Below are 25,901 nucleotides of genomic sequence, written 5' to 3' on the forward strand. Positions count from 1 at the left end.
CCGCTGACCTGCACCGACGCGTGCAGGTCGGCGGACGGCATACTGACGCGGTGAACTCCCCCACGACGACACCGGCCGCGGACCCCGCGACCGCGCACCGCCCCGACGCCACCGACGAGCTCACCGCCGCACTGCGCGAGCGGGTCCTCGTCATGGACGGGGCGATGGGGACGATGATCCAGCGCGAGGGGTTCAGCGAGGAGGACTACCGCGGCGAGCGGTTCGCCGACTGGGGCAGCGACCTCAAGGGCAACAACGACCTGCTCTCGATCACCCAGCCGGACGCCATCCGCGCCATCCACACGGCCTACCTCGAGGCGGGCGCCGACCTCGTCGAGACGAACACCTTCAACGCGCAGCGGATCTCGCTGGCCGACTACGGCATGGAGGACCTCGCCTACGAGCTCAACGTCGCCTCGGCGCGGCTCGCCCGCGAGGCCGTGGACGCGATGACGGAGCGCACTCCCGACCGGCCGCGCTGGGTCCTCGGTGCGCTCGGCCCGACGAACCGCACCGCGTCGATCTCCCCCGACGTCAACGACCCCGGCGCGCGCAACGTCACCTACGACGAGCTCGTCGAGGCCTACCTCGAGCAGGCCCGCGGCCTCGTCGACGGCGGCACCGACGTGCTCATCGTCGAGACGATCTTCGACACGCTCAACGCCAAGGCCGCGATCTTCGCCCTCGAGACGCTGTTCGAGGAGCAGGGCCGCCGCTGGCCGGTCGTCATCTCCGGCACGATCACCGACGCCTCCGGGCGCACCCTCTCGGGTCAGGTCACCGAGGCGTTCTGGAACTCCGTGCGGCACGCGCGGCCGCTCGCTGTCGGGCTCAACTGTGCTCTCGGTGCCGAGGAGATGCGGCCGTATGCCGCGGAGCTGGCTCGCGTGGCCGACACCTTCGTGTCGTGCTACCCGAATGCGGGGCTGCCCAACGCCTTCGGCGAGTACGACGAGACGCCGGAGGCCATGGCTTCGGTCGTCGGCGAGTTCGCGTCGGCGGGGCTGGTCAACCTGCTCGGCGGCTGCTGCGGCACCACGCCGGAGCACATCAAGGCCATCGCGTCGGCAGCCGAGGGTGCCACGCCGCGGGAGCCGAGCTCGGTCCCGCCGGCGCTGCGGCTGTCCGGGCTGGAGCCGTTGACGGTCACCGAGGAGTCGCTCTTCGTCAACGTCGGTGAGCGCACCAACATCACCGGGTCGGCACGGTTCCGCAAGCTCATCCAGGCCGAGGACTACCCCGCCGCGCTGTCGGTGGCGCGCCAGCAGGTCGAGGCGGGCGCCCAGGTCGTCGACGTCAACATGGACGAGGGCATGATCGACGGCGTCGCCGCGATGGACCGCTTCCTCAAGCTCGTCGCGTCCGAGCCAGACATCTCGCGCGTGCCGGTCATGGTCGACTCCTCGAAGTGGGAGGTCATCGAGGCCGGTCTGAAGTGCGTCCAGGGGAAGCCGATCGTCAACTCCATCTCGATGAAGGAGGGCGTCGAGCCGTTCGTCGAGCACGCGCGCCTGTGCCGCAAGTACGGCGCCGCGATCGTCGTCATGGCCTTCGACGAGCAGGGGCAGGCCGACAGCCTGCAGCGGCGCAAGGAGATCTGCCAGCGGGCCTACGACATCCTCACGCAGGAGGTCGGGTTCCCCGCCGAGGACATCATCTTCGACCCCAACATCTTCGCGGTGGCGACCGGCATCGAGGAGCACGCGGCCTACGGCACCGACTTCATCGAGGCGACCCGCTGGATCAAGGAGAACCTGCCCGGCGCGCTCGTGTCCGGTGGCGTCTCGAACGTGTCGTTCTCGTTCCGCGGCAACAACCCCGTGCGCGAAGCCATCCACGCGGTCTTCCTCTTCCACGCCATCCAGGCCGGCATGGACATGGGCATCGTCAACGCCGGCGCACTCGTCGTCTACGACCAGGTCGACCCCGAGCTGCGCGAGCGGATCGAGGATGTCGTGCTCAACCGGCGCCCGGACTCGACCGAGCGCCTGCTCGAGATCGCCGACCGGTTCAACACGACCGGTGAGGTGGCCGAGGCCGCGACCGAGGAGTGGCGCGAGCTGCCCGTCGAGGAGCGGATCACCCACGCCCTCGTCAAGGGCATCGACGACCACGTCGAGGCCGACACCGAGGAGCTGCGCGCCGCGATCGCCGAGCGCGGCGGACGCCCGATCGAGGTCATCGAAGGCCCGCTCATGGACGGCATGAACGTCGTCGGCGACCTCTTCGGCTCGGGGAAGATGTTCCTCCCGCAGGTGGTGAAGTCGGCGCGGGTCATGAAGAAGGCGGTCGCCTACCTCATCCCCTTCATCGAGGCCGAGAAGCAGCCGGGCGACGCGGCCCGGTCCAAGGGCAAGGTCGTCATGGCGACCGTCAAGGGCGATGTCCACGACATCGGCAAGAACATCGTCGGCGTCGTGCTCCAGTGCAACAACTACGACGTCGTCGACCTCGGTGTCATGGTGCCGGCGCAGAAGATCCTCGACGCCGCGCGCGACGAGCAGGCCGATGTCATCGGGCTCTCCGGGCTCATCACGCCGAGCCTCGACGAGATGGTCGGGTTCGCCACCGAGATGGAGCGGCAGGGTCTCGACATCCCGCTGCTCATCGGCGGCGCGACGACGTCGCGGGCACACACGGCCGTCAAGGTCGACCAGAAGTACTCCGGGCCGGTCGTCTGGGTCAAGGACGCGTCCCGGTCGGTTCCCGTGGTGTCCCAGCTGCTGTCGGACGAGGCGCGCCCGGCGCTGCTCGAGCAGGTCACCGCGGACTACGACTCGCTCCGGGCCCGGCACGCCGCGAAGGCGACCGAACGCCCCCTGGTGTCGATCGAGAAGGCGCGCGAACGGCATACGGACATCGACTGGACGGCATACCGACCGCATGTGCCGAATCTCGTTGCGGCACAGGAGAAGGAGCTGCTGCAGCGGCAGTCCGGTGCCGCGCGGCGCGGGCAGACGCAGTTCGTGCGGACCTTCACGGACTACCCGCTCGAGGAGCTCCGCGACTACATCGACTGGGGGCCGTTCTTCCTCGCGTGGGAGATGAAGGGGCGCTTCCCGGACATCCTCAACAACCCCGCGACGAGCGAGGCCGCCACCCGGCTCTACGAGGACGCGAACCGCATGCTTGACCGGATCATCGACGAGAAGTGGCTGCGCGCGTCCGGTGTCATCGGGCTCTTCCCGGCGAACTCCGTCGGGGACGACATCGAGGTGTATGCCGACGAGTCGCGTTCGTCGGTCCTCACGACCCTGCACACGCTGCGGCAGCAGGGACAGCACCGCGAGGGCGTGCCGAACCGGGCGATGTCCGACTTCGTCGCGCCGAAGGAGACCGGGCTGCGTGACCACGTCGGGGCGTTCGCCGTGACCGCGGGACTGGGGTCGCAGGAGAAGATCGCCGAGTTCAAGGCCGACCTCGACGACTACAGCGCCATCCTGCTCGAAGCGCTGGCGGACCGGCTGGCCGAGGCGTTCGCGGAGCGGATGCACGAGCGGGTGCGCCACGACTTCTGGGGCTACGCGCCGGACGAGCACCTGCGCAACGACGACCTCATCGCCGAGCGCTATGTCGGCATCCGGCCGGCACCCGGCTATCCCGCCTGCCCGGACCACACCGAGAAGGTGCTGCTGTGGGAGCTGCTCGACGTGGAGCGGGCGGTGGGGATCGAGCTGACCGAGTCGATGGCCATGTGGCCGGGCGCGTCGGTGTCGGGGTGGTACTTCGCCCATCCGCAGTCGCAGTACTTCGTCGTGGGGCGGCTCGGGCGAGACCAGGTCGAGGACTACGCGCAGCGCAAGGGCTGGACCCTCGCCGAGGCCGAGCGCTGGCTCTCCCCCAACCTCGGCTACCTCCCCGAGGACTGACCCGGTTCAGCGCAGCCGGCGGGCGATCCCGGGGTAGTCGAGAACCAGACCGGAGGGGTCGTAGGCGATCCGGGCGGTGAAGGCGAACTCCGGTGCGGCGTAGTCGAATTGGCGCGCGTCATCGGTCGTCCTGGGATGGGCCTCGTAGGTCTGCTCCAGGCGCGTCACCGTGCCGGTGGCGCGGACGTATGCCGCGGGTGCCGCGAATCGGGCGCCGTCACCGGGCGATCCGCGCAGGACCGGGAACGCATTGGTCAGGGCGGACGTCTCGAGGTCGACGTCGAGGCACCCGTCGAGCTCCGGGCGCTGCTCGCCGTCGACCCGCCAGTGGCCGGCTCCGTCGTGGTCGAGTCGGACCTGGCGGCGCCCAGAGGCGTCCACGATGGCGACGTCGGCGGACCGGGTGACCCAGTCAGGCCCGACCTCGATCTCGTAGCGCACCGACCACCCGGAGTCGCCGTCGAGGGCCGTCGCGCCGCCGTGGAACGTCCACGAGTCCTCCGCGTGGCCCACGAAGGCCACTTCTGTTCCCTCACGCGGGCGGCGCGAAACGCCACGCCGCAGTGGCCGGAAGGGATGCGCTCATGCCGACATCCTGCCGCTGAGGGCCGACGGATTGTCGCTGAGGGGCGGCTGATTGCCGAAAGGTGACGCGGACGGGACTGTCGGTGGGACGGCATACGGTGTCGTCCATGGTTCCCGCCCTGTCCCCGAGCCGCGCAGCGGACTTCAAGCAGTGCCCGCTGCTGTTCCGCTTCCGGACGATCGACAAGCTCGACGGGCCGCCCTCCCCCGCGGCGGCCCGGGGCACGTTGGTGCACGAGGTGCTCGAGCACCTCTTCGAGCTGCCAGCGGAGCAGCGGACTCCCGACGCCGCGCTCGCCCTGCTCCAGCCGCGCTGGGAGTCGCTCGTCACCGAGCGGCCGGAGCTGGCGACGATGCTCGAGGAGGACGAGTCGCTCACCGAGGACGGCTGGTTCACCGCGGCGGGTGCTCTCGTGGAGCGGTGGTTCACCCTCGAGAACCCGCAGTGGCTGGAGCCGGCCGAGCGCGAGCTCTACGTCGAGACCGACGTCGACGGGCTGACGCTGCGCGGCTACGTGGACCGGCTCGACATCGCCCCGGACGGTGCGATGCGGGTCGTCGACTACAAGACGGGGCGCTCGCCGCGGGAGGCGTTCGAGGGCAAGGCCCTCTTCCAGATGAAGTTCTACGCGCTCGTGCTGTGGCGCCAGCGCGGGGTCGTGCCGCGGATGCTGCAGCTCGTCTACCTCGGGGACGGCGAGATCGTTCGCTACGAGCCGGACGAGCGTGACCTGCTCGCGCTCGAGCGCAACGTCAAGGCCGTCTGGGCGGCCATCGTGCGAGCCAGCGAGACCGGTGACTGGCGGCCGAGCCGGTCCAAGCTGTGCGGCTGGTGCGACTTCCAGGAGCTGTGCCCCGAGTTCGGTGGCACTCCCCCGCCGCTACCCGAGGGTGCGGGAAGCCTCGTCCTCCACCCGGAGGTCACCGGTGACGCGGAGGTCGGCGACGACTGACGTCAGGTCCGCCGGGGTCAGGCCCCGCAGGCTGGGCAGCTGCACGGCCCCGCGCGTCACCGGCACAGGCACAACGTGTGGCACCGCGATCGTCGGGACGCCTGCGGCGACGGCGGACCGCACGCCGGTCGGTGAGTCCTCGATGGCGACGCAGTTGCGCGGCTCGACGCCGAGCAGGCGGGCTGCTGCGTGGTAGGGCTCGGGGTGCGGCTTGCCGTGCTCGACCTCGTCCCCGGTGACGACCGCGGCGAACGTCCCCTCCGGCAGGGCCGCGACGACGGCGACTGCGAGCGACCTCCACGACATCGTGACGAGGGCGTTCGGCACCCCCTGCTCGAGCAGCGCGGCGAGGAGTTCGCGGGCGCCGGGCCGCCACGGGACGTGCTCGCGCACCCGCTTCGTGACACGGAGCAGGAGCTCGTCGATGATCCGTTCCGGCTCCCAGGTGATCGGCGAGTTGTCCCGGATGAACTGGGCGCTGACCATGAGGTCGTTGCCAACGAGCTGGTGGGCGTACTCGTCGCTCCACGTGCCGCCGTGCTCCTCGACGATGTCGTGCTCGGCCTCGATCCAGTACGGCTCGGTGTCGACGAGGGTCCCGTCCATGTCCCAGAGAACGGCGGCAGGCAACGTCATACGAGGAGGGTACGCATAGGCTCGGAGCAGGCACTCACGAGGACGACCCGACGAGGAGGACGCGGTGATCGAGATCGACGACCTGCCCGAGCTGGACAACGCCGTGATGATCGCGGCCTTCGAGGGCTGGAACGACGCCGGTGAGGCGGCGAGCGGTGTCATCGAGCACCTCGCCGAGGCGTGGGGCGCCGAGCCCGTCGCCGCCCTCGACCCGGAGGACTACTACGACTTCCAGGTCAACCGGCCACGGGTCGTCTCCGACGGCGGACAGCGCCGCATCTCGTGGCGCACGACTCGGGTGCTCGTCGCGACGGACACGCCCATCGGCCGCGACATCGTGCTCGTGCAGGGTGTGGAACCGTCGTTCCGCTGGCGCTCGTTCGCGATCGAGCTGATGGAGCTCGCCCAGCAGGCCGACGTCACGACGGTCATCACGCTCGGGGCGCTACTCGCCGACGTCGCACACACCCGCCCGATCCAGGTGAGCGTCACCTCCGACAGCGAGGACACCCGTCACCGCCTCGACATCGAGTCGAGCACGTATGAAGGGCCCACCGGGATCGTGGGCGTCCTCGCCGACGCGGCCGTGCAGGTCGGCCTGTCGTCGGTCTCGGTGTGGGCGGCGGTCCCCCACTACGCGCACCACACGCCCTCACCCAAGGCGACCCGCGCGATCCTCACCAGGCTCGAGGAGCTGCTCGACGGTCCGATCGAGCACAGCTCCCTCGACGACGACGCCCGCGCGTGGGAGCGCGGCCTCGACGCGCTGGCCTCCGAGGATGCGGAGGTGGCGGAGTACGTCGAGTCGCTCGAGGAGGCGCAGGACACGGCCGAGCTCCCGGAGGCGTCGGGCGACGCCATCGCCAAGGAGTTCGAGCGCTACCTGCGCCGCCGCGGCACGACCGACTGATCGACGCGTCACCGCGCTCGCACGGCGTACCCAGCCGTCTGTCCCCAACCGTCCACTTGGGTGAGATCGGGACGGGAGCGGCGCCACACGGCATACCCGAGCGGCTGTGCCCAACCGTCCAATTGGGTGAGTTCGGGACGGGAGCGGCGCCACACGGCATACCCGAGCGCCTGTCCCCCAACCGTCCAATTGGGTGAGTTCGGGACGCGAGCCGTGCCACACGGCATAGCCGACCCCTGTCCCCAACCGTCCAATTGGGTGAGTTCGGGACGGGAGCCCGAGGTCAGATGCGGAGGCCGAGGAGGGCGTCGAGGGCGCGTGCAAGGACACCCGGTGCGGCGGGGTCGAGGTCGCCCGAACCGACCGCGCTCTCGTCCCTGTTCGCGGCGAGGGTCTGCTCGGCCCAGGCGTCGACCGCCCGCAGGGCAGCGGGTGCGTCGAGGTCGTCGGCCAGTGCCTCGCGGATCGCGGTCACGGTCGCATCGGCCGATGGCGCGGCGTTGACCGACAGGGCCTCACGCCACTGCTCGAGCCGGGCCTGCGCCTGCGCCAGCAGCTCCGGCGTATGGTCCCAGTCCTTGCGGTAGTGCTGCGCCAGCAGCTCAAGCCGGATCGCCATCGGGTCGACCCCGTCGCGGCGCAGCGCGGACACGAGGACGAGGTTGCCGCGGGACTTGCTCATCTTGTGACCGTCGAGCCCGACCATCCCGGCGTGGGCCTGGAGGCGGGCGTAGTCGTCGACGCCGAGCGCCCGCGCGTGCGCCACGGTCATCTCGTGGTGCGGGAAGACGAGGTCCGAACCGCCGCCGTTGACATCGAGCGGCACCCCGGTCCGGTCGAGCGCGATCGCCGCGCACTCCACGTGCCATCCCGGCCGGCCCGCGGGCAGCCCGTCGAGCTCCCACGAGGGCTCGCCGTCCCGCGCCGCGCGCCACAGCAGCGGATCCAGCGCGTCGCGCTTGCCGACGCGGTCCGGGTCGCCGCCACGGTCGGCGTACACCTCGAGCATCTGCTCGCGCGTCCAGCCGGACACGTCGCCGAAACCGGGCACCTTCGCGACGTCGAGGTAGAGGTCCGGGCCGTCCGCGTCGTCGTTCTCGAGCTCGTATGCCGCCCCGCTCGCCACCGTGCGCCGCACCAGCTCGCCGATCGTGCCCATGGCCTCGACGACCCCGACGTAGTCACGCGGCGGGATGACCTGCAGTGCCGTCATGTCCTCCCGGAAGAGGTCGGCCTCGGCGACGGCGAGGTCCTGCCAGTCGACGCCGTCGCGGGCGGCACGCTCGAGCAGCGGGTCGTCGACGTCCGTGACGTTCTGCGTGTAGTGCACCTCGTGGCCGTTGTCGCGCAGGACCCGGTTCACGAGGTCGAAGGCGACATACGTGGCGGCATGACCGAGGTGCGTGGCGTCATACGGCGTGATCCCACAGACGTAGAGCCGCGCGACGTCACCGGTCGCCGGCACGACCTCGCGCTGCTCCCCCGTGCTCGTGTCGTGCAGCCGGAGCGCGGCCCCGTCTCCGGGGATGGCGGGCAGGAACGGAGGCGGCCACGAGATCACGCCCGAAGCCTACGGCGCGACGTCACATCGCCGGCCACGGGATCGGCGGCCAACCGGGCACGGGCACCGGGTGCCGGCGGTCCTCGAGCAGCGTCCGGGCCCTCGTCGCGAGGGCTGATACCTCGGAGAGCGTCAACAGCTCGTCCAGCTCGTCGGCGAGGGTGCCGGTCTCGAGGGCGTCCCGGACGCGAGCCACGCGGGCGAGGTCGTCATCCTCGATCGGCTGCCCGGCCCAGCCCCACAGGACGGTCCGCAGCTTGGGCTCGACACCGAGGCTCACGCCGTGGTCGACGCCCCACAGGTCGTCGCCGACGAGCAGGAGGTGGCCGCCCTTGCGGTCGGAGTTGTTGATGAGCGCGTCGAAGACCGCCGTCGTGCGCACCGCCGCGTCACTGGAGTGGGCGACGACGACCTCGGAGCCGTCGGGTGCCTCTCCGCGCAGGACCTCGCGCCAGCCCGCGGGCACCTCGTCGGGGTCGACGACGTCGACGACGTACTCGGGTTCGCGCGCCGGGTCACCGACCCACATCTGCGTCGCGGCGGGGCCCCACGGTCCGTCGTGCAGGACCGTCGGGGGAACGACGTCGAAGCCGCCTGCCGCGGAGACGAGGTATGCCGCCCGCTCGCGTGCCGCGAGCGTGCCGTCCGGGTAGTCCCACAGCGGCCGTTCCAGAGCCACCGGTTTGTGGATCGCGAGCCGGGAACCGGTGTCTCCCGTGACGCGCACGAGCACGGCGCCGTTGGAGGAGTCGACGACCCGGCCGAGGAGCTCGACCTCGCCGCCGGCCAGGAGCCGCTCGACGTCGGTGCCCACCGTCAGCGCTTGTAGCCGTTGGCGCGCGGGCAGATGTGGCCCTCGGGGTCGAGGGGCTGGCCGCAGAAGGGGCAGGGCGGGCGGCCCGCGGCGATGATCGCCTGGCAGCGGCGCGCGAAGGCGCGAGCGCTCGTCGGGTCGAGGACGACCCGCACGGTCTCGCCTCCCGCGTCCTCCTCGGGGTCGCGGTCGTGGCACTCGATGACGACGCTCGACCGGTCGGGGTCCCAGGCGAGGCTCACCGTGTCGACGCGGAACTCGTCCTCGATGGGCGTGTCCAGTGCCTCGTTGTCGGCGGCGTGCTCAGCGACGGCGTCCGAGCCTTCGATCCCGCCGACCGAGTCGAGTAGGTCGGCGATGCGGTCGGCGAGGATCCCCACCTGGACCTTCTCGATGGACACCGAGACGAGCCGGCCGCCGCCCCTGGCCTGGAGGAAGAAGGTGCGCCCACCGGGCGGGCCCACGGTGCCGGCCACGAACCGCTCGGGCGGGTCGAAGTCAGTGATCGCCATGAATCCGAGACTATCCCGGCTGGTCCGGGCGGTCTCGGGCACTGCGCAGCGCGGCCTCGACGGAGAAGCCCCACGGCAGCTCGAGCCGGTGCTCGTGCAGCAGGGCGGCGTCGGAGAGGAGTTCCGCCGTGGGCCGGTCGGCGGCGACGACGCCGCCGGAGAGGACGACGGAGCGTTCGCACAGCTCCAGGGCGAAAGGCAGGTCGTGAGTGACCATGAGCAGGGTGACGTCGAGGGCGGTGAGCAGCTCGGCGAGCTCGCGTCGGGCTGTCGGGTCAAGGTTGCTCGAGGGCTCGTCGAGGACGAGGATCTCCGGGTCCATCGCAAGAACCGTGGCGATCGCGACGCGGCGGCGCTGGCCGAAGGACAGGTGGTGCGGAGGGCGCTCGGCGAACTCACTCATCCCCACGGCGTCGAGGGCTGCCGCGACCCGCGTGTCGAGGGCGTCGCCGCGGATGCCGAGGTTCGCCGGGCCGAACGCGACGTCGTCGCGCACCGTCGGCATGAAGAGCTGGTCGTCGGGGTCCTGGAAGACGATGCCGACGCGGCGCCGGATCTCGAGGTGGTTCGCGGGCTCGACGGGAAGTCCGGAGACCGCGACCGACCCGGCACCGGCCTCGAGGATGCCGTTGAGGTGCAGGACGAGTGTCGTCTTGCCGGCCCCGTTCGGGCCGAGGAGGGCGACCCGCTCCCCGGCGTGCACGTGGAGGTCGACCCCGAAGAGCGCCTGGTGTCCGTCGGGGTAGGCGAAGGCGAGCCCGCGGACGTCGAGAACCGGCGTGCTCATCGGGGCCACCCGGTGTGGCGGGCCGCGGGCACGAGGTCCCCTTCGGCACCGCTGAAGACCGACCGCGCTTCGGTCACGAGCCCCACCCGGACACGAGGACGGCGGCCCCGGCCGCCACGGCACACACTGCCGGCGTCAGCGCCAGCGTCCACTGGCCTGCTGTGGCGCGCAGCGGCTCGATGACCGGCAGGCGCCCGCTGTACCCCCGGGACATCATCGCGAGATGGACCCGCTCCCCACGTTCGTAGCTGCGGACGAAGAGCGCGCCGGCACTGGAGGCGATGACCGGCCACGACCGCACCGTGCGCGCCTCGAACGCGCGCGACTCACGGGCGACCTTCATGCGCTGCGACTGGGCGGTGACGACACCGAGGTATCGCACCATGAACGCGAGGATCTGGACCAACCGGTCCGGGACGCGGAGGTGTTGCAACGCACGCACGAGGTCGCGGGTCGAGGTCGTGACGGCGAAGGCGATCGCCGTGAGGACGCTGACGGTTGCGGTCACGAGGAGCGTCAGGGCCGCCTCGAGGCCCGACGCCGAGACGGTGACCGGACCGAGTGCCCGGCGCGGTCCCGTCGCGACGAAGGGCAGCACGATCGCGAAGACGACGAACGGCACCTCGACAACCATGCGGCGGACGACGTGGCGCCACGGCACCCGTGTCGCCGCGACGACCAGGACAGCCAGCGCGAGCATGGCCAAGCGTGCCAGGTGCGCCGACGAGGGCAGGGCGACGACACCGAGGACGAAGGCGAGCAGCCCGACGAGCTTGGTGTGGGCCGGGAGCCGGTGCACGAGCGAGTCGCCCTCGACGTGCAGGTGCGGCCCCTGCTGTGAGCCCACCGTCAGCCGTCGTCGCGGGAGCCGCTGCGCTCGTCGGTGGTCACGGCATCGGCGGTCAGGGCATCGCGCGGGCCGCGCCGAGCCAGCAGGTGCATGAGCCCGAAGGCGACGCCCGCGACGACGAGCACGCCGACCACTCCGGCGATGGCGCCGGACAGGCGCTCCTGGCCGATGCCGGCCACGAGGTAGTCGGCGAACGGCGAGCCCGCGGTGGCGTGCTCGCCCGCGGTGGTGTCGAAGCCGAGCTTCGCGGCGACGTACTCCAAACCGTCCGGATTGCTCGACGCCCAGATCGAGACGACCCCGGCGAGCACGAGGCACACGGCCAGGCCCGAGAGGACGAGGCCGCGCACGCTGAGACGGCGACCGGACGAGGCGGTGGCCGTGCCGGCCATGCGGGTCGTGCGGGTCATGCGTTCACCGCCCTGATCTCGAGGGGGCGCGCGCTCGCGAGGCCGCGGGCGCCGTGGACGAGGTCGGGTCGGGTCGCGAGGACGGTCCCGACGGCGAGGGTCGTGATCGCTGCCTCACCGAGGCCGATGAGGCTGTGCCAGCCGACCATGGCGGTGGCGAGCGCGTCGAGCGGGATGTCGGCACGCCCACCCACGGCATACAGGAGGGTGAAGGCGAGGGCGGTCGCGGGGACGGACACGAAGGCGGCGACCCCGGCGAGCGGTGCGACGAGCGCGGGACGGCTGGGCCCGGCGAGCCGGCGCAGCAGGACGAAGACGCCCCAGCCGACCCAGACACCGACGATCGCCATGAGCGTGATGTTCGTGCCGAGGGCCGTCACGCCGCCGTCGGCGAAGAGCAGCGACTGGACGGTGAGGACCACGGTCATGCAGAGGGTCGCGGTCCACGGCCCCACGAGGATGGCCGCGAGGGCGCCGCCGAGGAGGTGGCCCGACGTTCCGGCGCCGACGGGGAAGTTGAGCAGCTGCGCCGCGAAGATGAAGACGGCGACGAGGCCGGCCAGTGGTGCGGTGCGCTCGTCGAGCTCACGGGACGAGCGACGCAGCGCCACGGCGACTCCGGCCACCGCGACGACAGCGGTGCCGACCGACGTCGGTGCGTCGAAGAACCCGTCGGGGACGTGCATGAGGTCGTGCCTCCTCGGAAGCCAAGATCCTTGTTGCCAATGATTTGCAACTAGGACTCTAGCCCGTCCCGCCCCCGACCGTGGAGTCCGCGTCGGGCACATCGGCACGCTTCGCGGCGGCGCTCAGCGCGCGTAGCCGGTCGGCGAGCCCGTCCCCCGAGGAGTTCACCGCAAGGACGAGCCCACGGTCCCTCGCGCGGCGCACGACCGAGACCGAGGCCGGGTCGACGTGCACCCGCTGGAGTCCGGGCAGACCCGCCCCCATCGCGTCCGCAACGACGGCCTTGATCGGGTCGCCGTGGCTCACGACCACCCAGACCGCGTCGGCCCCGTGTTCGGCCTCGACCTCTGCGTCGAGGCGCGTCACGGCCGCAACCATCCGGTCGGACATCTCGCGAAGCGACTCCGCGGCATACGTCTCGCTGTCCGGGAAGCGCGCGGAGGCCGGATCGTCCTGGACGGTGCGCCACAGCGGCTCCCTGGTGAGCTCGGCGATGCGCCGCCCCGTCCACGCGCCGTAGTGACACTCCCCCAGGTCGTCGGCGACGTCGACGCCCACAGCACCCAGCGACGGCAGCAGCAGCTCGGCCGTCTCGCGGCAGCGCTGGAGCGGGCTCGAGACGACCCGAACGACCTCGAGGTCGGCGAGCCGGTCGGCCAGCCGCTCGACCTCGCCGCGGCCTCGGTCGGTCAGGCCGACACCGTCGCTCCAGCCCGCGAGCACGGCGTCGGCGTTCGCCGTGGAGTGCCCGTGACGGACGAGGAGGAGAACTGCCACGGCGCCAACTCTAGGCAACAATGGCCCGCGTGATCATCGACAAGGCCCTCTACCGGGGCGGCAAGCGCGAGGCCTGCGGGGACCTCAGTGACGAGCTCGGCGTGCTTCGCGAGACGGGCCAGCAGACCGATTTCCTCTGGATCGGCCTCAAGGACCCGTCGATGGAGGAGCTCGAGTCCGTCAACGAGGAGCTCGGTCTGGGACTGCACCCCCTCGCCGTCGAGGACGCCGTCAATGGACGCCAGCGCGCCAAGATCGAGCCCTACGGCCGGACCGTGTTCGTCGTCCTCAAGACGCTGAGCTACATCGAGGCGACGTCCGACATCGAGACCGGCGAGCTCATGGTCCACGTCGGCGAGCACTTCGTCCTCACGATCCGCCGCGGCGAGCTCAGCCCCCTCGCCGGCGTCCGCAAGGAGCTCGAGGCCGACCCCAAGAAGCTCGCCCTCGGACCGTTGTCCGCGCTGCACGCCGTCATGGACCGTGTCGTCGACCAGTACCGCGAGATCGAGGTCGAGGTCGCCCGGGACGTCGACGAGATCGAGGAGGGCGTCTTCTCGGACCACCTCGTCTCCTCCGACGACATCTACCGGCTCAAGCGTGAGGTGCTCGAGTTCCGTCGGGCGATCCAGCCGCTCATCGCTCCGCTGCGCACCTTGTATGCCGGCCAGCGCACCCCCGTGCGCGACGAGGAGCTGCGGCTGCTCTACCGCGACGTCGACGACCACCTGCACTTCGTCTCGGACCGCATCGACTCCTACGACCGGCTGCTCAGCGACGTCCTCAGCGCGAACCTCGCGAAGATCTCGGTGCAGCAGAACGCCGACATGCGCCGCATCTCGGCGTGGGTCGCGATCGTCGCCGTGCCGACGATGATCGCCGGGATCTACGGCATGAACTTCGAGAACATGCCCGAGCTGTCCTGGCGCTACGGCTACTTCATCGTCCTCGGCGTCATGGCCACGGCCTGCGCCGTGCTCTACGCGGTGTTCAAGAAGGTGAAGTGGCTCTAGCCTCGCGGCTCGGTCATGACCCGGTCGCGGTCACGACTCGGCAGGCGCCGGCACGAGGTCGGCCATGACGCGCAGCGTCTCCAGCCTGTCCTCCACCGACAGGGCGAACGGCGCGACCGACAGCGTCGTCACCCCGGCGTCGGCATAGCGTCCGACCCGTTCGCCGATCCGCTCGCGGGTGCCGATGAGTGCGGTGGAGTCGATGAACTCGCGTGGCACGGCCTCGGCCGCCTCCCGGTGCCGCCCGTCGAGGAAGAGGTCCTGGACGCGGGCGGCCTCCTCGTCGAAGCCCATCCGGACGGCGAGCTGGTTGTAGAAGTTCTTCTCGCGCGAGCCCATGCCGCCGATGTAGAGCGCGGAGTACGCAGCGATCATGGCGTAGCCGGTCTCGAGGTCGTCGGTGACGACGACCGGGACGGTCGGCACGACGTCGAACCCGTCGAGCGGGTCGTCCTCGGTGCCCGCGCCCGCGGCCCGCCGACCCGCTGCGATGGACTCGAGCAGGTCGCCGGAGTGCTCCGGTGAGTAGAAGATCGCGAGCCAGCCGTCGGCGATCTCCCCGGTGAGCTCGAGGTTCTTCGGCCCGACCGCGGCGAGGTAGACCGGCACCCGCTCCCGCGTCGGCCGGAACATCAGCTTGAGCGCCTTGCCGGGACCGTCCGGCAGCGGCAGCGTGAAGTGCTCACCGGCATACGACACCCGCTCGCGCGCCAGCGCGCTGCGGACGATCTCGACGTACTCGCGCGTGCGCGACAGCGGCTTGGCGAACCGCACACCGTGCCAGCCCTCGCTCACCTGCGGCCCGGAGACACCGAGCCCGAGACGGAACCGGCCACCCGAGAGGTGATCGAGCGTCGCCGCGGTCATCGCGGTCATCGCCGGGGTCCGCGCCGGGATCTGCATGACCGCCGCGCCCAGGCCGATGCGCTGGGTCGTCGCGCCGATCCACGACAGGAACGTCACGACGTCGCTGCCGTACGCCTCCGCGACCCACGCCGAGTCGTAGCCGAGGCGCTCGGCCTCGTGGGCGAGGGCGAGCATGTCCTCCGCGGACGACTGGCCCAGGTAGCTGAGGTTGACTCCGAGTCGCATGGGCTCAACCTAACGGCGCCGGTATGCCGTGCGGTCACCGAGGTGAGTCAGCGCACCCGGCCGTCCGGGCCGGCGTCGTCCTCGTCCTCGTCCTCGTCGAGGTCGTCCTCATCGTCGAACTCCTCGTCGTCGAGACCGGAGTAGACGCCGTCGTCATCGTCGTCGTCCTCGTCGAGGTCGTCTTCGTCGTCCGCGTCGTCGAAGTCGTCGGACTCGTCCTCGCCGTCCTCACCCTCGTCATCGCCGGTGTAGGCGTCGAGCGGCGTCATCTCGCCGTAGGCCTCGTAGAGCGCGTTGTCGTAGGTCTCGAAGGCGTCGAGCAGGTCGTCGTAGGCCGCGGCCACGCTCGGGTCGTCCTCTCCGCGGCGGCCCGAGCACGCCTCGAGGTGGCGCTCGAAGGCGGACACGAGGGAGGACAGTGCGGCACGCGGGTCGGCGCTCATGTCAGAACCGTAGCGTCTCGTGTCGCACAATGGGTCGATGGTCGAGTACGAGTACCGCGTGCTGTCCTTCGGACGCGACGCCCACCGACGTGAGATCCGCCAGGCCCTCACCGACCACGCCGAGTACGGCCACTGGGAGCTGCACCGGACACGCGTCTACCTCGGCGGCACGACGCGAACGTGGTTGCGTCGCAAGATCATTCGGGTCCCCCGCGCCAGCTGACGCGCACGGCGCGAAGGCGCGCACACGGCATACGCGCCACGCCCGGAGGGCGCCTCAGCTGGTTTCGATGAACCGCTGCAGCACGCGCGCCCCGAACTTCAGCGAGTCCACGGGGACGCGCTCGTTGATGCCGTGGAACATCGGCGCGAAGTCGAGGTCGGCCGGGAGGCGCAGCGGCGCGAAGCCGTAGCCGGTGATACCGAGCAGCGACAGCGCCTTGTTGTCGGTGCCGCCGGAGAGGCAGTACGGCAGGACCTCGGCCTCGGGGTCCTCGGTCTGGAGCGCCGCGACCATCGCCTCGACGAGCGGACCCTCGAAGGGTGCGTCGAGGGCGATGTCGCGGTGGATCACCTCGATGGTGACGTGCTCGCCGACGAGGTCCGTGATCGTCGCCATGAGCTCCTCCTCGTGTCCGGGGAGGAAGCGGCAGTCGACGTTGGCGTGGGCCTGCTGCGGGATGACGTTGTGCTTGTAGCCGGCGTCGAGCATCGTCGGGTTGCTCGTGTCCTGGAGGGTGCCGCGGACGAACCCCTGCGCCCCGCCGAGGTTCTCGAGCAGCTCGTCAAGGTCCTCGTCGGACCAGGTGACGCCGGTGATCTCGCTGAGCCGGTCGAGCAGGGTGCGCACCGACGGGATGAACTCCCGCGGCCACTTGTGCGCGGCGAGCCGGCTCAGGGCCTCGGCGAGGCGCGCGACGGCGTTCTCGTCGTTGGGGACCGAGCCGTGGCCGGCCCGCCCGTTGGCGGTGAGGCGCAGCCAGAGGATGCCCTTCTCGGCGGTCTGGAGGAGGTAGGCCCGCTTCTCGCCGCCGTCCTTCGTCGGCACGGTGACGCTGTAGCCGCCGACCTCGCTCACCGCCTCGGTGACGCCCTCGAAGAGGTCGGGCCGGTGTTCGACGAGGTGGTGCGAGCCGAGCTTGCCGCCGGCCTCCTCGTCGGCGAAGAGCGCGATGACGAGGTCGCGCGGCGGCGTGATGCCCTGGCGGGCGATGTGTCGGACGCAGGCGATGATCATCGCGTCCATGTCCTTCATGTCGACGGCGCCGCGGCCCCAGATCATGCCGTCGCGCTCGACGCCCTCGAACGGGTCGACGTCCCAGTCCTCGGCGTTGGCCGGGACGACGTCGAGGTGGCCGTGGACGCAGAGGGCGCCGCGCTCGCGGTCGGCGCCGGGGATGCGCACGACGAGGGACGCGCGGCCCGGCTCGGACTCGACGATCTCGGGCTCGAGACCGACCTCGCGGAACAGCCGGTCGACGTAGTCGGCGGCGGCCCGCTCTCCCGGTCCGGAGCCGTCACCGTAGTTCGACGTGTCGATCGCGATGAGCTCGCGGCAGATGTCGACGACCTCGTCCTCGGGGCGGATGCTCGTGCTCGGCGTCATGCCCCCCACACTACGGCCGACACGACGACGTATGCCGTCCGCTCACCACCCGCGGACCGACCCGGTCCGCACATGCGAACCGGCCCCGGTCCGCTGGGGACCGGGGCCGGCTCACACTGGTGTCCGAGGGGGGACTTGAACCCCCACCCTCTATACGAGGACTAGCACCTCAAGCTAGCGCGTCTGCCAATTCCGCCACCCGGACGAGTGGTCGATCAGCACCTGGGGAGGTGCCGTGCAACAGCCCGGAACTCTACACGGCATACGGCTGCATCGAGAAATCGCCGCCGCCAGCCGGCCGGCCCGCCTCACAACCTGGGCTCACCGGGACACAGCCGCGGACCGACGGACGTGCAATGGCCTGCGGCCAGCCGTGTGCCCACGCTCGCCGACCTCGCGCCGCGCCGCATCGAGCGGCCCATTGCACGTCCGTGCGTCCGGTCAGCCAACGCTCGCGCCGGCAGACCGGACCAGGCTGCCAGCCGGCCGCCGCCGCCCGCCGCCGGACGAGCGGCCGCTCAGACCTCGGCGCGGGCGCGCAGGATGGCGCGGTTGCGCACCACCATCCCGAAGACCGCGGCGATGGGGAACATCAGCACCCCGTAGACCGCCGACGGCACGGACATCTGGGCGCTGCCGATGACGGTGAGGGCCATGGCGATCGCGAGCGTGCTGTTGTGGATGCCGATCTCGAAGCCGCTCGCGACGGCCTGGTCCTCCGACATCCCGAGCCGCTGCGGGACGATGTAGCCGATCGTCAGCGAGAGCACGCAGAAGAGCGCCGCGACGAGGCCGACCTCCGCGAGGTACTCGCTGATGTTCTCGCGCTCGGTCCACATCGCACCCAGCACGACGAGGAGCAGCATGACCGCCGACGCGGTGCGCACCGGCCGGTCCATGCGGTCCGCGAACTGCGGCGAGCGGCGGCGCACGACCATCCCGAGCGCCACTGGGATGAGCACGATCGCGAAGACCTGGAGCAGCTTGTCGTAGTGCAGGCCGATCCGCTCGGAACCGTCGAGGAAGTGGCCGAGGGCGAAGTTCGTGATGAGCGGCAGGGTGAACAGCGCGATGAGCGAGTTGATCGCCGTGAGTGTGATGTTGAGGGCGACGTCGCCGCGGAAGAGGTGACTGTAGAGGTTCGCCGTCGTTCCGCCCGGCGAGGCCGCGAGGATCATGAAACCGACGGCGAGCAGCGGTGCCAGGCCGAAGCCCTTGACGAGCAGGAACGCGATGATCGGCAGGACGAGGAGCTGGCAGGCGAGGGCGACGACGACGATCGTCGGGTTCTGCCGGACCCGCCGGAAGTCGGCGGGCGTGAGCGAGAGCCCGAGGCCGAACATGATGACGGCGAGCGGGATCGGCAGTCCGATCGTCAGGAGGGCGGAGTCCACCCGCGGAGGCTACCGGCGAGTCACCACCGCGCGGGCCGGAATCCGAGAACTGCTCGCCGTGCGGTCGTATGCCGTCCGCGCGCCACCGTGGTCGGAGCCACCGTGGTCGGAGCCACCGTGGTCGGAGCCATCGTGGTCGGAGCCACCGTGGTCGGAGCCGCGGTGGTCAGGGCTGGTAGGCATCCGCGGCCGCACGCAGGTCCTGCACGGGTCCGCTGAGGCGTTCCCCGCCCTGCGGCGTCAGCTCACCCTGCTCCTGGGCCTGGCGCAGCTCGCCCTCGATGTCTCCGGTGAGGCTGCGCACCGCGTCGGCGTCCCCGTCGCGGAGCGCCTTCTCGATGTCCTTGAGCTTGCCGTCGATGGTCTTGGCGATGTCGCCGTCGATCTCCTCGTTCTGCTGGGCCTCGCGGAGCGCACCGGACATGCCGGACACCGCGTTGGTGACGGCCCCTGCTCCCCCGTCCCCGGGGGGCGCCGGCGTCGTGGACGTGGGCGTCGAGGTCACCGTCTCGCGGACGGTCTCGGTGGGTGCCGGAGTTGACGAGGTCGGTTCCTCCGACGGAGTCGTCTCCTCGACAGTGGGCGTCGGTGCCGACGTCGCCACGGTCGGCGAAGAGCTCGCGGGGTTCGGGGTGTCGGTGTCGTCCTGGTTGCCGAGGACGTACCAGATCCCAGCGGCCGCCAACGCGGCCGCGAGCAGCAGGAACCACACCCACGCCTTGGACCCGCGCCGGTCGTCGAGGGCACCGTAGCGGTCGTCCCGCCCGTCGTCGTAGGGCTCGTCGCGCAGGTCGCTCCGCGACGGGTAGGCGCCGGCGGCGCCCCCCGCGACCCCGGCACCGGCCGGCATACGCCTCGTCGCCGCGGTCGCGGGGGCGAGCACCTCTGTGACCGCCGGAGCGCGGTGCGAGCGGAGCAGGCCGGCGACGTCCCGACCGGACTGGGGGCGGTTGGCAGGGTCCTTGGCGAGCAGCGCGGTCACGAGGTCGGCCATGTCGGCCGGGGTGTCCGGCCGCTTCTCCCGCACGTCCGGCGCCGGGTCGTTCGCCTGCTTCATGAGGATCGACACCGGTGTCGGACCGGTGAACGGCGGCTCGCCCGTGAGCAACGTCGTGAGCACGCACCCCAGGGCGTAGAGGTCGGCACGCGAGTCGACTCGCTGGCCGGTCGCCTGCTCCGGCGCGAGGTACTCGGCCGTGCCGACGATGGTGTTCGTCATCGTGAGCTGCGCCTGGTGCCCGAGCGCCTCGTCGACGATCTGGGTGATGCCGAAGTCGAGGACCTTGACGGTGCCGTCGGCGGCATACGAGATGTTGCCCGGCTTGATGTCGCGGTGGACGATGCCCGCGTCGTGCGCGGCCTGGAGCGCGCCCGCGACCTCGATGCCGATGGTGCGCACCTCCTCGACGGGCAGCGGGCCGCTGTCCCGGACCTGCTCGGCGAGCGTCGGGCCGGGCAGCAGCTCCATGACGAGGTAGGCGGTGTCGTCCTCGACACCGGTGTCGTAGACCGTGACGATGTGCGGGTGGTTGAGCGCGGCCGTCGCGCGCGCCTCGCGGCGGAACCGCTCCCCCGCGTTGTCGCTGTCGGGACCGGTGAGGTCGAGCGTCTTGATCGCGACCTCGCGCCCGAGCATCTCATCGGTCGCCCGCCACACGACGGCCATGCCGCCGCGGCCGAGCGGCGCGAGCAGTCGGTAGCGCCCCCCGAGCAGCCGCCCTTGGGTCTCGGTCACGGGTTCTCCTCGCGGGTTGTCCGACAGCTTCGTGCGCTCGTATGCCGTCCGCGCGCCTCTCGCGCGGCACCTCACCTCGTGAGGTGCGGCAACTCGTGAGGCGCGGCACCTCGTGAGGTGCGCACCCGGCATACGTGCTCCGACGACCCTAACGGCTGCAGCTAGCCTGTCAGCGTGCTGCCCCGGATCACCGCGACGCGGTTCGTCACGCCCCTGCGCGAGGGCGGGTCGCTGCCGGGCGTCGTCGAGGCGTCCGACGACGGGACGTACGTCGTGAAGTTCCGCGGCGCCGGGCAGGGGCTCAAGGTGCTTGTCGCCGAGGTCATCGTCGGTGAGCTGGCGAGGCGGCTCGGCATCCGTGTCCCCGACATGGCGGTCATCGACATGCCGACGGCGATCGCGCGCTACGAGGCCGACGAGGAAGTGCAGGACCTGCTCAACGCCAGTCCCGGGACGAACCTCGCGGTGGACTTCCTGCCGGGCTCGTTCGGGTACGACGGGTCGCGTCCGCCGAGCGCCGAGGAGGCCGCGGACATCATGTGGCTCGACGCGTTCACGGCGAACGTCGACAGGACATGGTCGAACCCGAACCTGCTCGTGTGGCACCGGCAGGTGTGGGCCATCGACCACGGAGCGGCGATCTTCTTCCACCACTCGTGGCCGAGCCGTGGTGCGGACGCGGGGCGGTTCGCGGGGCAGCCGTTCGACCTGTCCGAGCACGTCCTGCGCGATGTCGCCGGCGACCTCTCGGCGGCGCACGAGCGGGCGGTCGCGGTGCTGACCCCCGAGGTCATCGCGGAGGTCGTCGGTCTGGTGCCGGACGAGTGGCTGGAGGCGGCACCCGGTCTCGACGACCCGGATGCCGTGCGGACGGCATACGTCGACCACCTCGTGCGGCGACTCGAGAACGCCCCGGCGTGGTGGGAGGCCGTGTCATGAGTGGGCACCCCTATCAGTACGTCGTCCTCAAGTGCGTGCCGCGCGTCGACCGGGGTGAGTGCCTCAACGTCGGCGTCGTGCTGTTCTCGCAGTCGGCGGGGTTCCTGCGGGCGGCGACGTGGGTGGACGAGGCTCGGCTGCGGGCGTTCGCTCCGGACCTCGACGTCGAGGCGGTGTCGGCGTCGCTCGCGGTCATCGACGAGGTGTGCACGGGTGCGTCGGGTGGGGGTCGGCCGACGCTGGCGACGCCCGGCAAGCGGTTCGGGTGGCTGTCGGCGCCGCGCAGCACGGTGATCCAGCCGTCTGCGGTGCACGGCGGCACGGCCGAGGACCCCGAGGCAGAGCTGGCGCTGCTGCTCGAGCGGCTCGTGCGGTGAGGGCGTCGCCCGCATGCCGGTGACGAACCCGTGGCTCGCCGGTTCCGGTCCCGAGAAGGAGCTGGAGCGTGAGGCGCTCGAGGAGCGGATCCTCAACCTGCTCTCGTCCCAGAACCTCGCGGTCATCGCCACCGTGTGCGCCGACGGGAGCCCGGCCGCGACGCCGGTGCGGTACTCGAGCCTCGGGTTCGAGATCTTCTGGACGAGCTGGAACGCGTCGGTGAAGTCGCGCAACATCGTGCGCGACCCGCGGGTGTCCGCGGGCATCGTCGCGCCACTCGTCGGGCAGGCGAGCAGCCGCGGGATGCAGCTGTTCGGGACGGCGCGAACGCTGCAGCGCGACGACCCCGAGGTCGAGCCTACTGGGAGGCGATGCGCTGGCAGTCCGACCACGTCGAGCGTGGGCGCTCACTGGACTCGCCACCCGCCGACCCGCTGACGATCCTCACGCCGACGCGGATCCTCTACACCGAGCACTGGTTGCGGCGCAGCGGTTTTCGCGCGCGACAGACCTGGCGACCCGAGTGACACCACCTCGTGGACCGAGCCGATCCGTGACCCGCGGCGGCGCTGCGAAAGCGTGAGGCGCGGCGGCGCGGCGGCGCGGCGGAAGCGTGAGGCGCTGACCGGCATACGACCTCACAGCCTGGTTCGGTCAGCCCGGTCACCTCGGTGACCGAACGCGGGCGAGCCGCGCAGCCCGGGTGACCAGGTCCGTTTCAGGCCAGTCCAAAGCAGTCTGCGGGCTACCCCAAGGAAACGAAAAGTTCACTTGACTCTTCGACGGTGACGGCCGTGCGAAACCCGCACTCCCTTCCACGACAGGAGAATTCGTGCCATCTCGCCGTGCCATCCTCACCTCCACCGCTGTCGGAGCCGCGTCTCTCATCACCGGCCCGGCCGCCGACAGTGCGCGCGCTGCCGCGCTGGCCGGCCCCCGCGGCAGGGGCCGCGGCCGAGGTCGCGGACACCTCGCCCGCGGCGTGAGCTTCAACGTCATCAGCGACATCCAGGGTGACCTCAAGGACTTCGCCGCGGCACTGGTCGACATGGCCGAGATCAACCCCGGCAGCGCCGGTCTCGCCGTCGCGGGGGACATCACCGGGCGTGGCTACGACTTCGAGTACGCGGCGGTGCGCAAGGTCGTCGACAAGGCCGCCAGCGTCCCCGCCACGCAGGCCTGGGCGATCGGCAACCACGAGTTCTACGTGCCGAAGTACGCCTCGCCGGGCAAGCTCTCGGAGAGCACCTGGCCGAACGGCACGACCGAGGACTCGCTCTTCCGCAGCTTCTACAACTTCGCTGGTCGGAACAAGGTCTACTCGGAGCACTCCTTCGGTGGCGTCCCGGTGCTGTGCATCGGCACCGAGAAGTACATGAAGTACCACGACCCCAAGCTCACCGACGACGTGTGGATGAGCGATGCCCAGTTCGCCTGGCTCGAGGACCGGCTCGCCTATTGGACGCGGCGGCGGCAGCCGATCATGGTCATCAGCCACCACCCGCTGCCGAACACGGTCTCGGGCAGCCACCAGAAGCCGTACCTGCGCAACTACCTGCAGGCCGACCGGCTGCTGCAGATCTTCGGGCGGTACAAGGACCTGTTCTTCTTCACCGGCCACACGCACTGGGACCTCAACCTGTCCGACTGGTATGTCAACCGCGTCGTCCCCGGCACCGCCAACCTCGACGGCTTCCACGTCATCAACACCGGCGCCATCGAGACCGGCTGGCAGACCACCGGCCGCGGCGGCGAGACGACGGTCCCCGGCCCGTTCAACCAGGGTCTGCAGGTCGAGGTCGAGAAGGGCTGGGTGACGATCAAGGCCCGCGACTTCAACAAGAAGGAGTGGATCCGTCAGGCGCGAGTGCCGCTGTCGAACACGAAGTGGGGCTGAGCGGGCTCGGCGTGAGCGAACATGACTGTGGCCGAGGGCTTTTCGCCCTCGGCCACAGCCGTCTGGGGTGTGCCGTTGCCTGCATCGTATGCCGGGTGGACCGGTATGCCGGGTGGACCGGTATGCCGGGTGGGCCGGTATGCCGGGTGGCACCTCGTGGGTTGCGGCGGCGGTTGTCAGACCCTGTCCGTAGAGTCGGTATCACCGATGGAGATGGCGGTGTCAGACCCCTCTCCTACGGTGGTTCTCACGAGGTGGCAACGATGCCGGGAGGGGGTGAGCAGGGTGAGTGCAGTCGAGCAGCTGTCCGTGGTCGGGCATGACGACGCGGGCGCCATCGATGGTGACGAGTCACCGAAACCCGCTGTGCCGGAGCGTCTTTCGCCGGAGCAGGCCGCGTCGCGGATCGCCGTCGTGCTCGACGCGGTCGACCCGACCATGGTGTCGGGTGCCGCCGGAGCCGCCCGGGCCGTGGCGGCTCTGGACGCGGCCGTGACCCGCACGCAGTCCCTCAAGCTCAAGGTCCTCGCCGCGGCGGACCGAGCCGGAGTCGCCGACGAGTCCGGTGCTGCTGACACGACCGCCTGGCTCTCGGGTGTGACCCGTGCGGCCGGTGCCGACGCGGCGGGGCAGGTGCGTCTGGCCGCCGCCCTCGATGACGGGTCCTTGCCACTCACGAGCGAGGCGGTCGATGCCGGCACGGTGTCGCTCGACCATGCCGCCATCATCGCCTCGACGACGAAGCGCCTCCCGGACGAGCTCACTCCCGAACAGCGGGCGAAGGTGGAGTCCGTGCTCGTCGACACGGCGAGCCGCGTCGACCCGACGAAGCTGCGGAGAGCCGCCAAGCGAGCGCTGCGGATCGCCGAGCTCGACGCCGACGCCGCGCGCCGCCATGCCGGGACTGAGCAGATCGCCGAGGAGGACCGTGCGCTCGCCAGGACGCGGCTGACGCTGCACGACAACCTCGACGGCACCGTCACCGGTCACTTCACCGTGCCCGCGTTCGCCGGCCAGGTGCTCCGCAAGGCGATCCAGCAGCTCACGTCTCCCCGCCGGGGTCGCGGGGCCCCCGAGACTCCGGCGGCTGACACCGAGGTCGACTGGGCGCACAAGGCAGGGCTGGCGTTCGTCGACGTTCTCGAGCACCTGCCGACCGACAAGCTGAACGGCAAGGTGGCGGCGACGATCGTCGTCACTCTCGACCACGAGGCGCTCACCGACGAGCTGGGCATGGCGACCCTCGACACCGGCGACGACCTGTCGGCCGGTCAGGTGCGTCGTCTGGCGTGCAACGCCGGGATCGTCCCCGCAGTCCTCGGTGGCAGCTCCTTGCCCCTCGACCTCGGCCGAACGCAGCGATTCTTCACCGAAGCGCAGCGAGTCGCACTCGCCACGACGTACGACACCTGCGCCGCCGACGGGTGTGACCGCCCGTACGCGTGGTCCGAGCTGCATCACGAGGACCCGTGGGCCGCTGGCGGGTGCGAAGGACCAACGGACCTCCACCTCGCCGTGCCCCTGTGCGGGCATCATCACCGACGAGTCCATGACGGGAAGTACGACGTCACCATCACCACCGATGCCGCGGGGAAGAAGTGTGTCTTCTTCCGCCGACGACCATGACCTGCCATCCACGGGAGAAGTGTGTCCCGACACGGGAGCAGCCGGCCCGGCGCGGAGCGTGCCTGTCCATGCACGCGAGACCGTTCCCGTGCGCCCGGCGGTGGCCCAAAGGACGACGCAAGATCAGAGCGCCGCGCAGCGTGTCCGGGGTGGGCAGGTCGGGTGCGTGGGGTCGGGTGCGTGGGGTCGGGTGCGTGGGGTCGGGTGCGTGGGGTCGGGTGCGTAGGTCGGGTGCGTGGGTCAGATCGGGTCAGGGGCGGCGCAGGGCCCAGGCGGCGACGGCTCCGGCGGCGGCGACGTTGAGGGAGTCCACTCCCCCGGCCATTGGGATGGTGACGACGACGTCGGCGCCCTCGACGGTGCGACGGCTCAGACCGTCACCCTCGGTGCCGAGGACGAGGGCGAGCCGGTCCGGTGGATCGGCCGC

General features: G+C 71.0%; 26 protein-coding genes and 1 tRNA gene. 10 read left to right on the forward strand and 17 right to left on the reverse strand.

Going from position 1 to position 25,901, the window contains the following annotated elements; all coding sequences use genetic code 11:
- Positions 1-50 precede the first annotated feature (50 nt).
- Positions 51-3,869 carry a methionine synthase gene (gene metH, locus BCF74_RS13125; protein ID WP_106298411.1) on the forward strand — a complete coding sequence of 1,273 codons (3,819 nt, stop codon included), beginning with the start codon at positions 51-53 and terminating at the stop codon, positions 3,867-3,869.
- Between the two features lie 6 nt (positions 3,870-3,875).
- Here metH and BCF74_RS13130 read toward each other — a convergent pair whose 3' ends face one another.
- Entirely contained in the window at positions 3,876-4,391 is a 516-nt protein-coding gene (locus tag BCF74_RS13130; protein WP_218279271.1) for a putative glycolipid-binding domain-containing protein, read from the reverse strand.
- A 170-nt stretch (positions 4,392-4,561) separates the two neighbouring features.
- Between BCF74_RS13130 and BCF74_RS13135 the strand changes: the two genes are divergently transcribed.
- On the forward strand, positions 4,562-5,407 hold the full coding sequence (locus tag BCF74_RS13135) for a RecB family exonuclease (RefSeq protein WP_106298412.1): 846 nt from the start codon (positions 4,562-4,564) through the stop codon (positions 5,405-5,407).
- Here the strand turns inward: BCF74_RS13135 and BCF74_RS13140 are convergent.
- Positions 5,336-6,043 (reverse strand): HAD family hydrolase, encoded by a 708-nt coding sequence (locus BCF74_RS13140; protein WP_106298413.1) that lies wholly within the window; start codon positions 6,041-6,043, stop codon positions 5,336-5,338. The two genes, BCF74_RS13135 and BCF74_RS13140, sit on opposite strands and share 72 nt — an antisense overlap.
- Positions 6,044-6,107: 64 nt before the next feature.
- Here BCF74_RS13140 and BCF74_RS13145 point away from each other — a divergent pair, with 64 nt between their 5' ends.
- Positions 6,108-6,953 (forward strand): PAC2 family protein, encoded by an 846-nt coding sequence (locus tag BCF74_RS13145; RefSeq protein ID WP_106298414.1) that lies wholly within the window; start codon positions 6,108-6,110, stop codon positions 6,951-6,953.
- Positions 6,954-7,236: 283 nt separating this feature from the next.
- Here the strand turns inward: BCF74_RS13145 and mshC are convergent, their stop codons facing one another.
- The 8 genes from mshC to BCF74_RS13185 form a co-directional block, all read right to left on the reverse strand.
- A complete protein-coding gene (gene mshC / locus BCF74_RS13150; protein ID WP_106298415.1) occupies positions 7,237-8,514 on the reverse strand; it encodes a cysteine--1-D-myo-inosityl 2-amino-2-deoxy-alpha-D-glucopyranoside ligase in 1,278 nt (425 codons plus the stop codon).
- A gap of 22 nt (positions 8,515-8,536) precedes the next feature.
- Entirely contained in the window at positions 8,537-9,328 is a 792-nt protein-coding gene (locus BCF74_RS13155) for an SCO1664 family protein (protein WP_106298416.1), read from the reverse strand.
- A 2-nt stretch (positions 9,329-9,330) separates the two neighbouring features.
- Positions 9,331-9,840: a DUF3090 domain-containing protein gene (locus tag BCF74_RS13160; protein ID WP_106298417.1), complete on the reverse strand. Its 510-nt coding sequence runs from the start codon at positions 9,838-9,840 to the stop codon at positions 9,331-9,333.
- Positions 9,841-9,850: 10 nt separating this feature from the next.
- The gene (locus BCF74_RS13165; protein WP_106298418.1) at positions 9,851-10,627 is read right to left on the reverse strand and encodes an energy-coupling factor ABC transporter ATP-binding protein; all 777 of its coding nucleotides are present in this window, start codon (positions 10,625-10,627) and stop codon (positions 9,851-9,853) included.
- A gap of 73 nt (positions 10,628-10,700) precedes the next feature.
- Positions 10,701-11,474, reverse strand: a complete 774-nt coding sequence (cbiQ, locus tag BCF74_RS13170; RefSeq protein ID WP_106298419.1) for a cobalt ECF transporter T component CbiQ — start codon at positions 11,472-11,474, stop codon at positions 10,701-10,703.
- Positions 11,475-11,476: 2 nt separating this feature from the next.
- Positions 11,477-11,887 carry a PDGLE domain-containing protein gene (locus BCF74_RS13175; RefSeq protein WP_245889351.1) on the reverse strand — a complete coding sequence of 137 codons (411 nt, stop codon included), beginning with the start codon at positions 11,885-11,887 and terminating at the stop codon, positions 11,477-11,479.
- On the reverse strand, positions 11,884-12,573 hold the full coding sequence (locus tag BCF74_RS13180; RefSeq protein ID WP_106298420.1) for an energy-coupling factor ABC transporter permease: 690 nt from the start codon (positions 12,571-12,573) through the stop codon (positions 11,884-11,886). Before BCF74_RS13180 ends, BCF74_RS13175 begins: the two co-directional genes overlap by 4 nt.
- Positions 12,574-12,631: 58 nt before the next feature.
- Positions 12,632-13,351 carry an MSMEG_4193 family putative phosphomutase gene (locus tag BCF74_RS13185; RefSeq protein ID WP_106298421.1) on the reverse strand — a complete coding sequence of 240 codons (720 nt, stop codon included), beginning with the start codon at positions 13,349-13,351 and terminating at the stop codon, positions 12,632-12,634.
- 29 nt (positions 13,352-13,380) lie between these two features.
- Between BCF74_RS13185 and BCF74_RS13190 the strand changes: the two genes are divergently transcribed.
- Positions 13,381-14,364, forward strand: coding sequence for a magnesium and cobalt transport protein CorA (locus tag BCF74_RS13190; RefSeq protein WP_170070242.1), 984 nt, complete (start codon positions 13,381-13,383; stop codon positions 14,362-14,364).
- 30 nt (positions 14,365-14,394) lie between these two features.
- Here BCF74_RS13190 and BCF74_RS13195 read toward each other — a convergent pair whose 3' ends face one another.
- Both BCF74_RS13195 and BCF74_RS17115 read right to left on the reverse strand, forming a co-directional pair.
- Complete coding sequence (locus BCF74_RS13195) at positions 14,395-15,456, reverse strand: LLM class F420-dependent oxidoreductase (RefSeq protein ID WP_106298423.1); 1,062 nt, start codon at positions 15,454-15,456, stop codon at positions 14,395-14,397.
- A gap of 47 nt (positions 15,457-15,503) precedes the next feature.
- Positions 15,504-15,899 (reverse strand): hypothetical protein, encoded by a 396-nt coding sequence (locus BCF74_RS17115; protein ID WP_177426664.1) that lies wholly within the window; start codon positions 15,897-15,899, stop codon positions 15,504-15,506.
- A gap of 37 nt (positions 15,900-15,936) precedes the next feature.
- On the opposite strand from BCF74_RS17115, the gene BCF74_RS13200 reads away from it, so the two are divergent.
- Positions 15,937-16,122: a DUF5703 family protein gene (locus BCF74_RS13200; protein WP_106298424.1), complete on the forward strand. Its 186-nt coding sequence runs from the start codon at positions 15,937-15,939 to the stop codon at positions 16,120-16,122.
- 54 nt (positions 16,123-16,176) lie between these two features.
- Here the strand turns inward: BCF74_RS13200 and BCF74_RS13205 are convergent, their stop codons facing one another.
- From BCF74_RS13205 to BCF74_RS13220, 4 genes are all read right to left on the reverse strand, one after another.
- The gene (locus tag BCF74_RS13205; protein WP_106298425.1) at positions 16,177-17,505 is read right to left on the reverse strand and encodes a M20/M25/M40 family metallo-hydrolase; all 1,329 of its coding nucleotides are present in this window, start codon (positions 17,503-17,505) and stop codon (positions 16,177-16,179) included.
- Positions 17,506-17,622: 117 nt separating this feature from the next.
- A tRNA-Leu gene (locus BCF74_RS13210) sits at positions 17,623-17,710 on the reverse strand.
- Between the two features lie 313 nt (positions 17,711-18,023).
- Positions 18,024-18,899: a bile acid:sodium symporter family protein gene (locus tag BCF74_RS13215; RefSeq protein WP_106298426.1), complete on the reverse strand. Its 876-nt coding sequence runs from the start codon at positions 18,897-18,899 to the stop codon at positions 18,024-18,026.
- A gap of 166 nt (positions 18,900-19,065) precedes the next feature.
- Positions 19,066-20,634 carry a protein kinase domain-containing protein gene (locus BCF74_RS13220; RefSeq protein WP_170070243.1) on the reverse strand — a complete coding sequence of 523 codons (1,569 nt, stop codon included), beginning with the start codon at positions 20,632-20,634 and terminating at the stop codon, positions 19,066-19,068.
- A gap of 174 nt (positions 20,635-20,808) precedes the next feature.
- On the opposite strand from BCF74_RS13220, the gene BCF74_RS13225 reads away from it, so the two are divergent.
- The 5 genes from BCF74_RS13225 to BCF74_RS13245 all read left to right on the forward strand — a co-directional run bounded on the left by BCF74_RS13225 (position 20,809) and on the right by BCF74_RS13245 (position 25,474).
- Positions 20,809-21,573 (forward strand): HipA family kinase, encoded by a 765-nt coding sequence (locus BCF74_RS13225; RefSeq protein ID WP_106298428.1) that lies wholly within the window; start codon positions 20,809-20,811, stop codon positions 21,571-21,573.
- Positions 21,570-21,950 carry a DUF3037 domain-containing protein gene (locus BCF74_RS13230; protein ID WP_170070244.1) on the forward strand — a complete coding sequence of 127 codons (381 nt, stop codon included), beginning with the start codon at positions 21,570-21,572 and terminating at the stop codon, positions 21,948-21,950. The genes BCF74_RS13225 and BCF74_RS13230 overlap by 4 nt, the downstream gene beginning before the upstream one ends.
- A gap of 13 nt (positions 21,951-21,963) precedes the next feature.
- Positions 21,964-22,389 carry a pyridoxamine 5'-phosphate oxidase family protein gene (locus BCF74_RS13235; RefSeq protein WP_245889352.1) on the forward strand — a complete coding sequence of 142 codons (426 nt, stop codon included), beginning with the start codon at positions 21,964-21,966 and terminating at the stop codon, positions 22,387-22,389.
- A 394-nt stretch (positions 22,390-22,783) separates the two neighbouring features.
- Positions 22,784-23,848: a metallophosphoesterase family protein gene (locus tag BCF74_RS13240; protein ID WP_106298430.1), complete on the forward strand. Its 1,065-nt coding sequence runs from the start codon at positions 22,784-22,786 to the stop codon at positions 23,846-23,848.
- Positions 23,849-24,133: 285 nt separating this feature from the next.
- Complete coding sequence (locus tag BCF74_RS13245; RefSeq protein ID WP_170070245.1) at positions 24,134-25,474, forward strand: HNH endonuclease signature motif containing protein; 1,341 nt, start codon at positions 24,134-24,136, stop codon at positions 25,472-25,474.
- 250 nt (positions 25,475-25,724) lie between these two features.
- Here BCF74_RS13245 and BCF74_RS13250 read toward each other — a convergent pair.
- A partial coding sequence (locus tag BCF74_RS13250) for a TrmH family RNA methyltransferase (RefSeq protein ID WP_281257190.1) occupies positions 25,725-25,901 on the reverse strand: 177 nt, incomplete at its 5' end.

It is taken from the genome of Knoellia remsis (assembly GCF_003002895.1).
Lineage (GTDB): Bacteria > Actinomycetota > Actinomycetes > Actinomycetales > Dermatophilaceae > Knoellia > Knoellia remsis.

Coding starts and splice junctions, on each gene's coding strand:
- BCF74_RS13135 (WP_106298412.1), top strand. CDS start 4,562: ATGGTTCCCGCCCTGTCCCCGAGCCGCGCAGCGGACTTCAAGCAGTGC.
- BCF74_RS13140 (WP_106298413.1), bottom strand. CDS start 6,043: ATGACGTTGCCTGCCGCCGTTCTCTGGGACATGGACGGGACCCTCGTC.
- BCF74_RS13160 (WP_106298417.1), bottom strand. CDS start 9,840: ATGGCGATCACTGACTTCGACCCGCCCGAGCGGTTCGTGGCCGGCACC.
- BCF74_RS13165 (WP_106298418.1), bottom strand. CDS start 10,627: ATGAGCACGCCGGTTCTCGACGTCCGCGGGCTCGCCTTCGCCTACCCC.
- BCF74_RS13175 (WP_245889351.1), bottom strand. CDS start 11,887: ATGACCCGCACGACCCGCATGGCCGGCACGGCCACCGCCTCGTCCGGT.
- BCF74_RS13180 (WP_106298420.1), bottom strand. CDS start 12,573: ATGCACGTCCCCGACGGGTTCTTCGACGCACCGACGTCGGTCGGCACC.
- BCF74_RS13195 (WP_106298423.1), bottom strand. CDS start 15,456: ATGCGACTCGGAGTCAACCTCAGCTACCTGGGCCAGTCGTCCGCGGAG.
- BCF74_RS17115 (WP_177426664.1), bottom strand. CDS start 15,899: ATGAGCGCCGACCCGCGTGCCGCACTGTCCTCCCTCGTGTCCGCCTTC.
- BCF74_RS13200 (WP_106298424.1), top strand. CDS start 15,937: ATGGTCGAGTACGAGTACCGCGTGCTGTCCTTCGGACGCGACGCCCAC.
- BCF74_RS13205 (WP_106298425.1), bottom strand. CDS start 17,505: ATGACGCCGAGCACGAGCATCCGCCCCGAGGACGAGGTCGTCGACATC.
- BCF74_RS13230 (WP_170070244.1), top strand. CDS start 21,570: ATGAGTGGGCACCCCTATCAGTACGTCGTCCTCAAGTGCGTGCCGCGC.
- BCF74_RS13235 (WP_245889352.1), top strand. CDS start 21,964: ATGCCGGTGACGAACCCGTGGCTCGCCGGTTCCGGTCCCGAGAAGGAG.